Genomic DNA, 14,565 nt, shown 5'->3' with positions numbered 1-14,565 from the left:
CAGGTCTCTAAGACAGTAACAAGGTTGCTGAGCCAAGGAAGGCAAAGATACCGACCACGTCAGTGACAGTCGTCAGAATGACCCCGCCAGCCAGCGCGGGGTCAATATTAAAGCGCTTAAGAACCAGCGGAATGGTCGCACCGGCTAAAGCGGCTGCGACTAGGTTCATCATCATGGCAAAGGCAATAATACCGCCAACCAGCCAGTCTTGCTTCCACAGTGCGACGACTGCCGCAATCAGTACCGACCAGATAATGCCGTTTAAGAAACCAATAGCCAGCTCTTTACCGATAAGCCATCGGGAGTTACTGGTGCCTATGTGTCCCAGAGCCATACCTCGTATGACCAGAGTTAATGTCTGGCTACCGGCTATGCCGCCCATACTGGGTACAATGGTGTTTAAAATAGCCAGTACAGCCATTTGTGCCAGTATGTCTTCAAATAATGAGCTGACCATGGCGGCCAGTAAGGCAGTAACCAGGTTTACCGCCAACCATACGGTACGGCGGCGGGTACTTTTTAATACCGGAGCGAAGGTATCTTCGTCATCTTCCAGGCCCGCCATACTCAACATGGAGTGTTGGGCTTCTTCGCGGATAATATCGACCACGTCATCGATGGTAATACGACCTACCAGCTGCTGCTCATTGTCGACGACCGGCGCAGATACCCAGTCATGACGCTCGAACAGTTTTGCGACTTCCGTTTCATCCATAGTCACGGGGATGGTGGTAATGTCGGCCGACATAATTTCGTCAATGCGACGGCTGGGATCAATAGTTAACAACTGGGTTAAAGTAATTTCGCCAATGAGTTTTTCATGGCGATCCACGACGTAGAGTTTATCGGTGGCTTCGGGCAGCTCACCTTTAAGGCGTAAATAACGCAACACAACATCAATAGTGACGTCCGAGCGCAAGGTGATGGTATCGGTGTTCATGATACCACCGGCGCTGTCTTCGGCATATGAGAGCGCGGTTTCCGCACGTTCCCGGTCGCTTTCGTCCATGGACTTCAGAACTTGCTGATAGACTGGCTCAGGTAAGCCCCGCAAAACGTAGGCAAGGTCATCGGTGTCCATGCCTTCGGTGGCCGCCGCAAGATTCTCCGGCGCCATTTGACGAATAATGTCTTTCTGAACCTCTTCGTTCAGTTCTTCAAGAATCTCGCCGTGTTCATCTACGTCAACCAGTTTCCAAACAATGGAACGGCTTTTGGGGGGTGAGGATTCCAACAGCAACGCCACGTCGCATGCCGGCATATTATGCAGCATACGGCGTGCAGCAACGAACATGCCATCGGATAGCGCGGAGTTAACCTCCTGAATGCGCTGCATGGCATATTCTTTGTCGGAAAGCTCTGCAATCATGCTTACTCGTCTTCCTCGAAGCGATCTTCAAACAAAGCACTAACGGCATCCAGTGCTGCTTGTGCGTCTTTTCCTTCGGCACAGACTTCAACAGTTTTTCCCTGTTGACTGGCCAGTAGCATCAGGCACATAACGCTGGCAGCGTTAACGCATTGCTCACCCTGAGTGACAGTAATGTCTGACTCAAATTCCTGCGTTAATTGCGCTAACTTTGTTGCCGCACGTGCGTGCAAGCCTAGTTTATTGCGAATAATTAGCTTTCTGCAAACTTTATCCATGGGTTTTCAGTTCCCGGTGTCTTACCTGAACTTTTACAGCTTTCTGTTCAAAACGCTCGGCTAACTGCTGAGAAATATAAACCGAGCGGTGCTGACCACCGGTACAACCGGTAGCTATGGTCAGGTAGCTTCGATTGCTGCGCTGGAAGTGTGGCAACCAGGTATCAAGAAAGTTTTCTAGCTGATAAATAAATTTAGTCACCAAAGGTTCCTGACGAAAGAAAATCTGCACGTCGGTATCCAGACCGGTAAGCAGCTTAAGCTCGGGTTGCCAGTGCGGATTAGGTAAAATGCGCGCATCAAAGACAAAGTCAGCGTCTTTGGGTAAACCATATTTAAAGCCAAAAGACTGAAACACAATAATCAGCTTTTTATCCGCTCGTCCCAGCACCCGCTCAGTGACCTGTTCGCTTAATTGGTGCAGCGATAAATCACTGCTGTCCAGGCGCCAGGTTGCGCGTTCCATAATGGGTTCAAGCATTTTATGTTCGGCCTGAAGCGCTTCTAGCAGAGGCAGTTCTTTTTGCGATAACGGATGCAGGCGACGAGTCTCGCCAAAACGCTTTAGTAAGGTGTTGTCGTCAGAGTCAATAAACAGAATTTCCGGTTCAACGCCTTTTGGCAAAAAGCTCAGAGAGTCCAGTAGCTCTTCGGAGTGCTCCGGTAAGTTGCGAACATCAATGCTAATGGCTATTTTTTGATACTGCTCTATGACTGCATGCACCAGAGTTGGTAGCAGGCTTATGGGTAAATTATCAACGCAATAAAAGCCTAAGTCCTCCAGTACGCGCAGAGCAATTGTCTTACCTGAGCCGGAGCGACCACTAACAATGATCAGTTGCATGGCGACTGCTCACCTTCGCCCACAAATAATTGATATAACGCTTTATCAGAATCTGCGTGGCGCAGTGCGCGAGTACAGTCTTTGTCGTTCATTCTTCTGGCCACTGTGGCCAATGTTTGTAGATGGTTCTCGTGCTCTGATTCCGGAACCAGAAGCGCGAAGATAATATCGACAGGCTGGTTGTCAATAGAATCGAATTCGATAGGTTCGTCTAAGGTCAGTAATACCGCTACCGGATGATTCGCATTAGGTAAGCGGCCATGAGGAATTGCGATACCTAAGCCAATTCCCGTACTGCCTAAACGCTCACGGTTTAACAGGCTCTCAAAAATGTCATGACGGGTAATGCCAGACAGCTTAGGGGCTACGATTTGACTAATGGTTTCAAGTAGTCGCTTTTTACTTGCGCCCTCGACTGCACACTTGGTGCAGTCGGGGCTTAACAATTCACTCAGTTGCATGGATTAATGTTGTTTCATTTTCTCTTTGTGTTTAATCACCTGACGGTCCAGTTTATTAATTAAACCGTCGATGGCCGCGTACATATCTTCGTGTTTTGCGTCGGCGAAAAGCTCACCGCCATTCACGTGCAGCGTAGCTTCCGCTTTTTGAATCGTTTTTTCAACATTTAGGATGACGTGAACATTAGTTATATGGTCAAAATGTCTTTCCAGCTTGGCAAATTTTGTGTCCACGTAGTCACGCAGAGCTTCGGTAATATCGATGTGATGACCGGTCAAATTAATTTGCATAACGTCTTCCTTCTGCAGTTAACAAAGTTACAAAAGACTTTTGCGTTGGCTCGATGATGGAATGTTTAACGATTCCCGATACTTCGCAATTGTCCTTCTTGCTACTTGGATACCTTGTTCGGCTATCAGTTCAGCAATCTTACTGTCACTTAACGGTTTACTGCGATTTTCAGCAGCGACCATCTTCTTAATTAAAGCACGTATTGCCGTGCTTGAACACTCGCCACCGCCCTCTGTACTGACATGACTTGAGAAAAAATATTTCAACTCAAATACGCCACTTGGGCAGTGTAAGTATTTTTGTGTCGTTACGCGTGAAATCGTACTTTCATGCATATCCACGGCTTCTGCAACATCGTTCAGAACCATTGGCTTCATAGCTTCTTCACCATGCTCAAAAAAGCCCTGTTGGCGTTGTACTATGCAATTGGCCACTTTCAGCAGCGTATCGTTTCTGCTCTCCAGGCTTTTTATGAACCAGCGGGCTTCTTGCGTATGGTTTTTTATGTACTGGCTGTCGGCTACTGACTTTGTTGCTTTACTCAAGGCCGCGTATTCTTCGTTCACTTTTAGTTTAGGTACGCTATCCGGGTTTAATTCGACCATCCAACGACCATTTTTTTTAGTAACGGCCACATCGGGAATAACATATTCAACGGGTTGCTGCGCAACTTGCTCGCCCGGGTGCGGGTGCAACTGTTGAATTAATCGCATAGTTTGGCGTAAATCGTCTTCCGATAGCTTCAGTTTACGCTGAATGGTGCGAAAATCGCGACTGCCAAGTAAGTCCATATGTTCAGTCACTAAGCATAGAGCAACCTGCTTGTATTCAGTGTCGTCGCTTAGTTGACGTAATTGAATGGCAAGGCATTCACTGACGCTACGTGCGCCGACACCTATTGGGTCGAAATGCTGAATACGCTTAAGCACCATGCAGACTTCTTCTGCCTCAACTTCGGGCAGGCGCACAGCTTCAATAATTTCATTAACATCAACCATCAGATAGCCATTGTCGTCTATGGCTTCAATAATGGCTTCAGCTATGGCGGTGTCTTCTTCCGAAAAATGAGAAAGTTGCATTTGCCAAAGCAGGTGATCCTGCAAAGACTCGCTGGTAGAGCCTTGATAGACCTCAAAATCGCCGTCAAAGGATTTACCTGAAGAGGCTGCACCGTTGGCCGGGGTATGACTGGAGTAGGTGTCGTCCCAACTGCTGTCGACCGGCAGTTCGTCAGGCATTTCCTGGGTTTTTATAACGTCGGATGTTTCCCGTTGGCTGTCGTCTCTTTCTTCAATATTGCGAGTTTCGGGTTGGTCCGCGTCGTTACTCGTTTCACCTTCAACCTCCAGCAGCGGGTTGCTGTCTAATGCATCCTGAATTTCTGACTGAAGATCGAGCGAGGAAAGCTGCAGCAGGCGGATGGCCTGTTGGAGTTGTGGCGTCATGGTCAGGTGCTGACCAATTTTTAGCTGCAGACTTTGCTTCATAATGACTGTCCCGGTATCACGTTATAGGGTGAACTGCTCACCGAGGTAAACGTCTCTAACCTGTTGATTCGATAATATACTTTCTGCATCCCCACTGGCAATAAGCTCACCATGACTGACAATATAAGCGTGTTCACAAACAGACAATGTCTCGCGAACGTTGTGATCAGTAATAAGTACACCAATACCACGTTGCTTTAAATGTTCAACAATCTTTTTAATATCAATAACCGAAATAGGGTCAACTCCGGCAAAAGGCTCGTCCAGCAAAATAAACGTAGGCTCCGCTGCCAAGGCGCGGGCAATTTCAACCCGACGGCGCTCACCGCCTGAAAGACTCATGCCCTGACTGTTTGCTATGTGGCCTATATGAAACTCTTCGAGCAAAGCATCAAGCTGTTCTTCACGCTCATTAGTTGAAAGTTCTTTACGAGTTTCCAGAATAGCCATCAGATTATCGCGCACGGTCAATTTGCGAAAAATGGACGCCTCTTGTGGCAAATACCCAATACCCCGGCGTGCCCGTTCATGCATTGGCAGTAAGGTAAGGTCATTGTCATCCAGCAGAATTTGACCTTTATCGCTATTAACCAAACCGACTATCATATAGAAGGTTGTGGTTTTACCTGCACCGTTGGGGCCCAGTAAACCAATAACCTGCCCCTGACTTACTTCCAGGCTAACGTCTTTAACGACTTGTCGGCTTTTGTAGCTTTTGGCTAAATGTTTGACTCGTAAAGTTGCCATATTAAGGGTTCTCGTTATTTTTTTCGTCGGTATCGGTTTTTGGTTTAGGCGTAAAAATAGTGATAACACGGCTGTCTTCTTCACCTGAACTGCTTGCCGTTACCGTTTGTTTATTCAAATCATAAGTAATCAAACTGCCGCTTGAGCTACTGCTACCTTGAGAGATGCGAGCGTCGCCACTAAGCTCCAGTCGCTGTTCCGACTGAAAATAGGTGATTTTTTTTGCTTCAGCGTTAATTTCATTGCCGTCGTCCAGCGTCTGGCTGTAAGTAGCAGGAGTGCCTTCTGCAATAAAAATATCTGCTTGCTCGGCGCTTTCGCTGGCGGATGCTTCTAGTCGATCGGCGCGGATTAATAAGGTGCCCTGACGAATAATAACGTTGTCCGTTAAAACCAGGCGGTTATTTTTAATATCAAGCTCTTCCTTACTCGACTCAACTTCCATGGGTTTACTAAAGTCAGACTTGCCCTGAGCCATAACCGCTGAGGGTATTAAGGCAACCAGGATGAGTTTACTCAGCAGGCTGGAAAATCGTTTTAACATGTCTTTTTAGCTCCATTCGTTCAGCTTTCAGATCCGCAGTCATACCGTTACCCCGAATTAATAGCCGTGGTCCGTGAATGCTTACAGGATGTTCTGTGCTCATTGACTCATTTTTTAAATCAACAATCAGGTACTCGGTTAACACTTGCTCGATGTGAGTATCCGGCTCTAAAGCAAGTATTTCAACATCATGCTCTAAAATCAGGGTTTGATCGTCGTAGAAAGTGCCTTGCGCGGCACTGACTTCCCAAAGCTCTTCGCCTTGCTCAGAAAAGACTGTGTAAACCGGACGCTTAAGTTCGGTCAGACCAATTTGGTTATAGTGAGACATTTTCTCAGATTTTATCTTGTGAGCCAGTAAACCGTCACTTTCGAAAATACGCGTCTCCAGCCCAAAAGCGGTAAAATCGGGCTGCATAGTGCGTGTTGTCGCCGCGTTGTTACCATCAGCATCATCACTAAAAGGGCGCCAGACAAGCAATAGCCCGGCACCGAATAATAAAATTAGAATGACAGTAACGCGTCGGCTCACACACTGGCTCCTGTAGCCAGGTGCAGTTGCCCTTGACTGAGCATGATTAAATCACAGACTTCGCGCACGGCACCATGTCCACCATGGCAGCGTGAAATATAATCGGCCTGTTGTTGTACCGATGCGTGAGCGTCCTGGACTGCAATCCCCAGACCCGCCGCTTTAATTAAAGCTAAATCGGGGGTGTCGTCTCCAACATAAGCAACTTGCTCCGCGCTAAGGCCTAACTTTGTTAGTAGCTCATCGAAAGCGGCTGTTTTATCGTTCTGTCCCTGATAAATAAAGCCGACATCTAAATGTTCCATACGGTGTTCAACAATGCGTGACGTTCGTCCGGTAATGACTGCCGTTTCAACACCTGATTTTTTCAGTGCTTTCATGCCAAAGCCATCCCGGGTGTGAAACGCTTTCAGTTCCTCACCATCATTGCCTAAGTATATGCGACCGTCGGAAAACACCCCGTCGACATCCAGAACCAGTAGCTTTATTTCGGAAAAACGTTTAAACAGGCTTTTTTCAATGTCGCCGTACCAGGTATTAATACATTCCATCAGAGCACTCCCGCCTGCAGTAAGTCATGCATGTTCATTGCGCCACAAGGCTGTCCATCGTCGTTGGTAATTATCAGCCCATTTATTTTTCGGTCCTGCATGAGTTTTAATGCCTCAGCGGCCAGCATGTCCTCGTTCGCAGTAATACAGGAGCGGGTCATAACTTCAGCTATCGGAGTTTTATGGACATCGATTCGGTTATCCAGAATGCGACGTAAGTCACCGTCTGTAAAAATGCCGGCGAGACGTTGGTTTTCATCAACTATCGCGGTCATACCCAAGCCTTTACGCGACATTTCCAGTAACGCATCACTAATAATAGCGTCGGCTGGAATAACCGGAACACGCTCGCCAGTGTGCATCACGTCATGCAACCGCAATAGCAGGCGTTTACCCAGCGAGCCGCCGGGGTGTGATAGTGCAAAGTCGTCGGCGGTGAAGCCGCGGGCATTGAGCAGAGCAACCGCCATCGCATCGCCCATGACAAGAGTTGCTGTTGTAGAAGCCGTGGGGGCTAACCCGAGCGGACAGGCCTCTTGTTCAACTGCGATACAAACATGAGTATCAGCCAGTCGGGCAAGAGTGGAGCCTGGTTTGCCAGTCATTGAAATTAAGGGCACGCCCAGACGTTTAATGACCGGAATAATATTCAGCACTTCGGCCGTTTCGCCACTGTTAGATATCGCAATGACCACATCCTGAGCCGCAACCATGCCTAAATCTCCGTGGCTGGCTTCGCCCGGATGTACAAAAAACGCTGGTGTGCCGGTTGAGGCAAGTGTGGCAGCTATTTTCCCGCCAATATGACCGGATTTACCCATGCCGGTGACAATAACGCGGCCTTTGCAATTAAACAGAGTTTGGCAGGCGGCATCGAAATTATCATCCAAATATTGATACAGGCCTTCAATCGCCTTCTTTTCGATATCCAGTACTTGTTCGCCCAGTAGCCGAAAGTTCTGGGTGACTTGTTTCATGGTCATGCCTCTGGCGTTGTACTTTTGCCCTGTATAATACGTCATTCGGTACAACTCTGCCTACCGTACACAGGTAAATCTTGTATTTTATTACAAAAATAATTACTATACCAACCAGACGGTTGATAAAGTAAGTGTAGGTAAAGTGAATACACCATGGTAGAGAAAAAAGGCGCAGGGCGACCCAGCAACAGAGACGTCATTCTGGATGCCGCAGATCAATTGGTCGCTGCCGAGGGTGCAGGGCACCTTACATTTGACGCCTTGAGCCAGACAACGGGCATCAGCAAAGGTGGTTTGCTTTATCATTTCAAGAGCAAAGATTGTTTGCTGCAGGCTATGTTAAAACGCCGTGTCGAACGTTATGAAAAACTTCGTGAGCAATATCATCACCAGTTTGCCGATGACCCAAAAGGCGAATTAAAAAGTATTTTACTAGCAGCGCTTGATACGGACGCTGAATGTTCTCGGCTAGGCAGTGGAATGCTGGCTGCCGCTGCGACTAACCCGGAGTTGTTGGGCCCTTTAAAAGAGCATATAGCACTGACTTTACAGCGGTTGGAACGTATCGCCGGAAGCAAAGTTGGGAAAACTCTGTTTTACGCGGTTCATGGTGCGCGTTTGTTCGAGCAACTCAACTTGTGTGACGCTTGCGTGCATGAACGTGAAGATTTTGCACAATATTTACTGAAGCTTGTCGATGAATTGACAGAAATAGAATCAATTCGCTGATAAAATTTGCAACACTTTTTCGGTATCAGACTATACCGACAGTCGTTAAAATAAAGGCTGATAAACTCGTAACAGGAAACTGTCGTGACAAACTTGGTAGAACTTAAAGATCTGACTTTTGCGCATGGAAGCCATCGGGTCTATGACGGCCTGTCGTTAGATGTTCCGAAAGGCAAAATGGTTGCTGTCATGGGGCCTAGTGGCATTGGTAAAACGACGCTGTTGCGCCTTATCGGTGGACAGCTTAAGCCTGACAGCGGCAGTATCAAAGTAGCCGGAGAGGAAGTCCCGCAGTTAAAACGCGACGCTTTGTATCAATTACGCAAGCGCATGAGCATGCTGTTTCAAAGTGGTGCGTTGTTCACCGACATGTCGGTATACGAGAACGTCGCCTTTCCACTGCGCGAGCACACCGACTTACCCGAAGAAATTATTCGCAGCGTGGTTTTAATGAAGCTTGAGGCCGTGGGTCTGCGTGGTGCGCGTCACCTTATGCCGTCAGAACTGTCTGGTGGCATGGCTCGTAGAGCTGCTCTGGCAAGGGCTATAGCTCTGGATCCTGAATTAATTTTATACGATGAGCCGTTTGCGGGTCAGGATCCTATTTCTATGGCGGTCATTGTAAAGCTTATTAAATCTTTGAATGAGTCACTAGGTTTGACCTCTATTGTTGTATCGCACGACGTAAAAGAAGTGTTATCGATTGCGGATTATGCTTATGTCATCGCCGACAAAAAAGTGGTAGGCAAGGGAACTCCGGATGAACTGCGCAATAATGAGACCGCAATTATTAAGCAGTTTTTGAATGGCGCTCCAGATGGACCCGTAGCATTTCACTACTCAGATGACGATTTTACAACAGACTTATTAAGGGGCAAGGAATGATCCAGTTTATACGGTCTGTCGGTCGCCAGGTATTGGATAGCCTGGCAGGCATTGGATACGCCCTGGCTATGTTAATGGGTGCCATTATTGGCAAGCCTCAACCAGCTAAGTCATGGCCGCTCTTTATTAAACAAATGTATGTCGTCGGCGTATTGTCGATGCTCATCGTTATCGTCAGTGGCTTATTCATCGGTATGGTGCTTGGCTTACAGGGCTACACTATTTTAGTTGACTATGGTGCTGAGCAAAGTCTGGGGCCTATGGTTGCGCTGTCGTTGCTGCGTGAGTTGGGGCCTGTCGTTACCGGTCTGTTATTTGCGGGGCGAGCGGGCTCCGCACTCACTGCTGAAATCGGTCTTATGAAAGCCACTGAGCAACTTTCCAGTCTGGAGATGATGGCGGTTGATCCTTTACGCCGTGTGATTGCTCCCAGGTTCTGGGCTGGTGTGGTTAGTATGCCACTGCTGGCGTTGATGTTCTCAGCCGTTGGAATTTACGGCGGTTACCTGGTTGGCTCCGGCTGGCTGGGGGTTGATGAAGGCGCTTTTTGGTCAGTCATGCAATCGGCAGTCGATTGGCAGGATGATCTTCTGAACGGCATTATTAAGTCTATTGTATTTGCCTTTGTTGTTACCTGGATAGCTTTGTATAAAGGTTATCGTTCGGTTCCAACCTCTGCGGGAATCAGTGCTGCGACAACGTCAACAGTTGTGACTGCGTCGTTGGCAATTCTAGGACTCGATTTTATTCTTACAGCTATCATGTTTGGTGGATAACCATGGAATCAAGAAAAACACAGTTATGGGTAGGCGTTTTTGTTGTCGTCGGTATTTTGGCTTTGTTCTTTATCGCATTAAGGGCAGCCAGCGGCACTATGACAACATCGGGAGATAGCTACACCCTGTACGCTAAGTTCGATAATGTTGGTAGTCTGAAAGTCCGCTCGCCGGTGAAAGTCGGTGGTGTGGTTGTGGGTCGTGTTACTGATATTTCATTGTCGGGTGACTACTATGAGCCGCGTGTAACAATGAGCATTAGCAAAGATTACGACAAGTTTTCTGAAGCCAGTACATTGTCGGTGTTGACGTCAGGACTCCTGGGTGAGCAATATCTTGGGCTTGAACCCGGCTTTATTGATGACAGCGTAGGTACGTTAGAAGACGGTGATACCATTACTGATACCAAGTCAGCATTGGTTTTAGAAAACCTGATAGGCCAGTTTCTGTTCAGTCAGGGCAATGAATAAGTGGTAAGGAGAGCACCATGGCAGTAAAACAATGGATAACGGCCGTTTTTGTAACCTTAGTACTGGTTGCATCCGCATCAGCCGATTTAATTCGTAACGATGATCCGCAAGAGTTATTGAAAGAAGTTGCTGAAAAAACCTTTGATCGCATTGCATCGGACAGAGACAAAATTGACGCAGATCCTAATTATCTAAAGGAAGTCGTTGAAGATGAGATGATGCCTTATGTTGACAATATGTATGCGTCGAAGAAAGTATTAGGCCGTTACTTGCGCGACACGACAAAAGAACAACGCGAACGTTTTTACCAGGCTTTCTACGATTACTTAGTGGCGACGTATGCCCGTGCTTTTACTCAGTATGACGAGGACAAGCATAAGGTCACTTTTGAACCTAGTCAGGAAATTTCTGATGATGCACGTTCGGCCGTCGTGAAGGCGCGAATAAAAGAAGAAGGGCGCCCGGAAATTCGTCTGGATTTTCGTATACGTTACGACTCTGATGAAGAAATTTGGAAAGCCTACGATTTAGTTGTTGAAGGTGTCAGTCTGCTGAACAGTAAGCAAAGTGAAATTTCTTCGGTTATCCGGGCTAATGGCATTGATAAAACCATCGAGCTGATTGAAAAGAAAGCTTCCGAGCCGATTAAGGCAGATGACGAAGTAGAAAGCCCGGCAGAGGGACTCTAATGTTAGCATCGGTGAAGGTTAGCGATGATAAGACACTGGTTTTTAGCGGTTCATTGACTCGTCACAGTGTTGCTAAACTGTGGTCACAGCGCAAAAGCTGGTCGGTGGGAAGCGAAACCCGGGTTGATTTAACCGATGTAGAGGTTATCGATACTGCCGGGGTGGCTTTTTTGCTTGAAATATTGAAATTGGTTGGCGATGGGAAAGGTCCGTTAACCTGTATCGGAGCATCTGAACAGCTGAAACAAATTGCCCGCGTTAGTGGCGTTGAGTCGCTGCTTTCGTTAAGCTAGGCGGTCTTATTAACTTTTAAGCCAACGGCAGATAACAATGAATACTGAAGAACTGAAAACTTTGCTGAACGATGCGCTTTCTCTGGAAGAGCTTCTGGTTAAAGCTGAAGGCGCGAATGTAGAAATTATTGCTGTCAGCGAAGACTTTAAAGATATGAGTCGGGTAAAGCGTCAGCAAGCCGTGTATGGTCCTCTAAACCCGTTGATTGCCGACGGTTCAATCCATGCCGTATCGATAAAAGCTTACACGCCGGAAGACTGGGCGCGTGATAAAAAATTAATGATGCCATAAGGTTGTTGGTTAGTTGATGGATAAATTTAAAATACGTGGAGGCCAACCTTTGTCAGGTTCGGTCACTATTTCAGGGGCAAAAAATGCCGCGCTGCCTATTTTAATGGCTTCGCTGTTGCCGTCTGAAAAAATAACCCTGTCTAATGTTCCCGACCTTCACGATGTCGACACAACTCTGGAGTTACTCGATTGCCTGGGCATTAGTCATAGCAACCTGAATAATAATAGCGTTTGCATTGACCCGACCACGCTTAATCACTTCAAAGCGCCTTATGATCTGGTTAAAACTATGCGTGCTTCTATTTTGGTTTTAGGCCCGTTATTAGCTAAAACCGGTAAAGCGGAAGTGTCTCTGCCGGGTGGTTGCGCTATAGGCGCACGGCCGGTAAATCTTCATATTGAAGGCCTGCGTAAAATGGGCGCGCATATTGACGTTGAAAATGGTTACATTAAAGCGTCAGTAGAGGGGCGTCTGCAGGGCGCAGAGATTTTGCTCGACACGGTCAGCGTGACCGGCACTGAAAACTTAATGATGGCAGCGGTACTGGCTGAGGGTGAAACGGTCATAGAAAATGCCGCTCGCGAACCCGAAGTCATTGATTTAGCAAACTTTCTTAACAGCCTGGGCGCGAATGTCCGCGACGCAGGAAGTGACACCATTCATATTACAGGTGTTAATAAGCTGCATGGTGGTGAATATAGTGTCATGCCCGACCGTATCGAAACGGGGACGTTTTTAGTCGCAGCTTTGGCAACTGGAGGTTCGGTGCGTTGCGAAAAAACTGACCCGGCAAGCCTTGATGCGGTGTTGAAAAAGCTGGAAGAAGCTGGCGCGACAATTGATAAAGGTGATAACTGGATAGCGATACAGAGCCATGGCCGGCCTAAAGCAGTCAATATTATTACGGCTCCTCATCCGGCTTTTCCAACCGATATGCAGGCTCAATTTTGTGCGCTAAATGCCATTGCAGAAGGTACCGCCGGTATTCGTGAAACGATATTTGAAAACCGCTTTATGCACATTCCTGAGTTACGACGCATGGGCGCAAATGTCGAGTCGGAAGGCAATACTGCACTATGTCACGGGGTTGATGAACTGACCGGCGCAGAGGTTATGTGTACCGACTTACGAGCTTCAGCCTCTCTTGTTATAGCGGGTCTGGTTGCGACCGGAGAAACTGTTGTCGAGCGCATCTATCATATTGACCGGGGCTATGAAGGGATTGAGAAAAAACTTCAGGGCTTAGGTGCTGATATTGAACGAGTAACGGCTTAGCAGCCGTTATCTGGGTAATTCGGCCACTGTTACGGTGGTCGTCATTCGCTTTTCATTACGGTAAAATTCCACTTCTAATTTAGTGCCGGGCTCACTACCTGCAACCCGGTCAAGCCCTTCCGGCGCAGAGCGAACAGGGTCACCACCAATAGCCACCAGAAAATCGTTCGGTTGTAATCCTGCTTTTGCTGCCGGACTATTCCGTTCAACTCCGGTTATTAATATGCCTGACAGTGATTGTTCTTCACTAAAGTTTGGATTAACGCTAATACCAATGTATCCGCGTACCACTTTCCCTTCCTGAATAAGGGTTTTCATTACTTTGCGTGCATTTTCATAGGGTACGGCAAAATAAATGCCTTCGCCGCCATCTCCAAAAGCCGAATTATAGCGGGCGTTATTGATGCCGATAAGTTCTCCGGCGGTATTAACCAAAGCTCCGCCTGAGGCACCCTGGTTGATCACTGCGTCCATTTGAATCAAATCGGAATAGGAATTGCTGACACCAACCCGACCGCCGCTGGCACTGACAATACCTTGCGTAATTGTCTGGCCAATATTGTATGGATTACCTATGGCGAGGACAATGTCACCAACCCGTACGCGGCGTGTTGACTGTACAGGAATTACCGGTAGGTTCTCTGCATCAATTTTCAGCACAGCTAAATCGGTGTAACGGTCACTACCAATTAACTGAGCGGCATAGCGTCTGCCGTCCTGCAGCGCGACTTCAATTTTATCAACATTATCGACAACGTGATGGGCGGTCAGAATATATCCCTGAGAGTCCATAATAACGCCTGAACCTAAACGCCAGACACGTGATGATTGAGGTTGATAATAAGACCCCTGAATTTCCCCCATACTATAAATATTCACAACGGCGGGGGCGGCTTTTCGGACGGCCTGATTAAAGGAGGTAATTTCGTTGCCGTTTTGTCTTAATGATTCGGACTGTGCCCAGAAAGGTTTAGCGATAATAACAATAGCCGCAACAACTAGGCCTAAGCCAACTGACTGAAGTAAAAATCGTAAAGTTGAAGAAAGTTGTTGCATACCAGCTTCCGGTT

Annotated in this window: 20 protein-coding genes; 8 read left to right on the top strand and 12 right to left on the bottom strand. The window is 47.4% G+C overall.

What is annotated here, in order from left to right:
- Positions 1-7 precede the first annotated feature (7 nt).
- From mgtE to DET62_RS08275, 11 genes are read right to left on the bottom strand one after another with little or no spacing between them, the layout of a single operon-like run.
- Positions 8-1,369, bottom strand: coding sequence for a magnesium transporter (mgtE, locus tag DET62_RS08325; protein ID WP_011233652.1), 1,362 nt, complete (start codon positions 1,367-1,369; stop codon positions 8-10).
- Positions 1,370-1,371: 2 nt separating this feature from the next.
- Positions 1,372-1,647, bottom strand: a complete 276-nt coding sequence (locus DET62_RS08320; RefSeq protein ID WP_011233653.1) for an HPr family phosphocarrier protein — start codon at positions 1,645-1,647, stop codon at positions 1,372-1,374.
- On the bottom strand, positions 1,640-2,491 hold the full coding sequence (gene rapZ / locus DET62_RS08315) for an RNase adapter RapZ (RefSeq protein ID WP_011233654.1): 852 nt from the start codon (positions 2,489-2,491) through the stop codon (positions 1,640-1,642). Before rapZ ends, DET62_RS08320 begins: the two co-directional genes overlap by 8 nt.
- Positions 2,482-2,952 (bottom strand): PTS IIA-like nitrogen regulatory protein PtsN, encoded by a 471-nt coding sequence (gene ptsN / locus DET62_RS08310; RefSeq protein WP_011233655.1) that lies wholly within the window; start codon positions 2,950-2,952, stop codon positions 2,482-2,484. The genes rapZ and ptsN overlap by 10 nt, the downstream gene beginning before the upstream one ends.
- Positions 2,953-2,955: 3 nt before the next feature.
- Complete coding sequence (gene hpf / locus DET62_RS08305) at positions 2,956-3,243, bottom strand: ribosome hibernation promoting factor (protein WP_011233656.1); 288 nt, start codon at positions 3,241-3,243, stop codon at positions 2,956-2,958.
- A 27-nt stretch (positions 3,244-3,270) separates the two neighbouring features.
- Positions 3,271-4,731, bottom strand: coding sequence for an RNA polymerase factor sigma-54 (locus DET62_RS08300; RefSeq protein WP_110013569.1), 1,461 nt, complete (start codon positions 4,729-4,731; stop codon positions 3,271-3,273).
- A gap of 21 nt (positions 4,732-4,752) precedes the next feature.
- Positions 4,753-5,478, bottom strand: a complete 726-nt coding sequence (lptB, locus tag DET62_RS08295) for an LPS export ABC transporter ATP-binding protein (RefSeq protein ID WP_011233658.1) — start codon at positions 5,476-5,478, stop codon at positions 4,753-4,755.
- Position 5,479: 1 nt separating this feature from the next.
- Positions 5,480-6,022 carry a lipopolysaccharide transport periplasmic protein LptA gene (lptA, locus tag DET62_RS08290; protein ID WP_011233659.1) on the bottom strand — a complete coding sequence of 181 codons (543 nt, stop codon included), beginning with the start codon at positions 6,020-6,022 and terminating at the stop codon, positions 5,480-5,482.
- Positions 5,991-6,554: an LPS export ABC transporter periplasmic protein LptC gene (gene lptC, locus DET62_RS08285; protein ID WP_011233660.1), complete on the bottom strand. Its 564-nt coding sequence runs from the start codon at positions 6,552-6,554 to the stop codon at positions 5,991-5,993. The genes lptA and lptC overlap by 32 nt, the downstream gene beginning before the upstream one ends.
- Entirely contained in the window at positions 6,551-7,105 is a 555-nt protein-coding gene (gene kdsC / locus DET62_RS08280) for a 3-deoxy-manno-octulosonate-8-phosphatase KdsC (protein WP_011233661.1), read from the bottom strand. The genes lptC and kdsC overlap by 4 nt, the downstream gene beginning before the upstream one ends.
- Positions 7,105-8,082 carry a KpsF/GutQ family sugar-phosphate isomerase gene (locus DET62_RS08275; RefSeq protein ID WP_011233662.1) on the bottom strand — a complete coding sequence of 326 codons (978 nt, stop codon included), beginning with the start codon at positions 8,080-8,082 and terminating at the stop codon, positions 7,105-7,107. The genes kdsC and DET62_RS08275 overlap by 1 nt, the downstream gene beginning before the upstream one ends.
- A 156-nt stretch (positions 8,083-8,238) precedes the next feature.
- Here DET62_RS08275 and DET62_RS08270 point away from each other — a divergent pair, with 156 nt between their 5' ends.
- From DET62_RS08270 to murA, 8 genes are all read left to right on the top strand, one after another.
- On the top strand, positions 8,239-8,814 hold the full coding sequence (locus DET62_RS08270) for a TetR/AcrR family transcriptional regulator (RefSeq protein WP_011233663.1): 576 nt from the start codon (positions 8,239-8,241) through the stop codon (positions 8,812-8,814).
- Between the two features lie 84 nt (positions 8,815-8,898).
- On the top strand, positions 8,899-9,699 hold the full coding sequence (locus DET62_RS08265) for an ATP-binding cassette domain-containing protein (protein WP_011233664.1): 801 nt from the start codon (positions 8,899-8,901) through the stop codon (positions 9,697-9,699).
- Positions 9,699-10,475, top strand: a complete 777-nt coding sequence (gene mlaE / locus DET62_RS08260; RefSeq protein ID WP_041291770.1) for a lipid asymmetry maintenance ABC transporter permease subunit MlaE — start codon at positions 9,699-9,701, stop codon at positions 10,473-10,475. The genes DET62_RS08265 and mlaE overlap by 1 nt, the downstream gene beginning before the upstream one ends.
- A gap of 2 nt (positions 10,476-10,477) precedes the next feature.
- Positions 10,478-10,945: an outer membrane lipid asymmetry maintenance protein MlaD gene (mlaD, locus tag DET62_RS08255; protein ID WP_034818660.1), complete on the top strand. Its 468-nt coding sequence runs from the start codon at positions 10,478-10,480 to the stop codon at positions 10,943-10,945.
- A 17-nt stretch (positions 10,946-10,962) separates the two neighbouring features.
- Positions 10,963-11,634 (top strand): ABC transporter substrate-binding protein, encoded by a 672-nt coding sequence (locus DET62_RS08250; protein ID WP_110013570.1) that lies wholly within the window; start codon positions 10,963-10,965, stop codon positions 11,632-11,634.
- Positions 11,634-11,927: an STAS domain-containing protein gene (locus tag DET62_RS08245; protein WP_011233668.1), complete on the top strand. Its 294-nt coding sequence runs from the start codon at positions 11,634-11,636 to the stop codon at positions 11,925-11,927. The genes DET62_RS08250 and DET62_RS08245 overlap by 1 nt, the downstream gene beginning before the upstream one ends.
- A gap of 37 nt (positions 11,928-11,964) precedes the next feature.
- Complete coding sequence (locus DET62_RS08240; protein ID WP_011233669.1) at positions 11,965-12,219, top strand: BolA family protein; 255 nt, start codon at positions 11,965-11,967, stop codon at positions 12,217-12,219.
- A 16-nt stretch (positions 12,220-12,235) separates the two neighbouring features.
- The gene (gene murA, locus DET62_RS08235) at positions 12,236-13,495 is read left to right on the top strand and encodes a UDP-N-acetylglucosamine 1-carboxyvinyltransferase (protein WP_011233670.1); all 1,260 of its coding nucleotides are present in this window, start codon (positions 12,236-12,238) and stop codon (positions 13,493-13,495) included.
- A gap of 6 nt (positions 13,496-13,501) precedes the next feature.
- Here the strand turns inward: murA and DET62_RS08230 are convergent, their stop codons facing one another.
- Entirely contained in the window at positions 13,502-14,551 is a 1,050-nt protein-coding gene (locus DET62_RS08230) for a trypsin-like peptidase domain-containing protein (RefSeq protein WP_011233671.1), read from the bottom strand.
- Positions 14,552-14,565: the final 14 nt, after the last annotated feature.

The organism is Idiomarina sp. H2 (genome assembly GCF_004364275.1).
In the GTDB taxonomy this organism is placed as follows: Bacteria; Pseudomonadota; Gammaproteobacteria; order Enterobacterales; family Alteromonadaceae; genus Idiomarina; species Idiomarina loihiensis.
The sequence above is the reverse complement of the archived record's forward strand: the minus strand, read 5'-3'. Positions and strand labels throughout refer to the sequence as shown.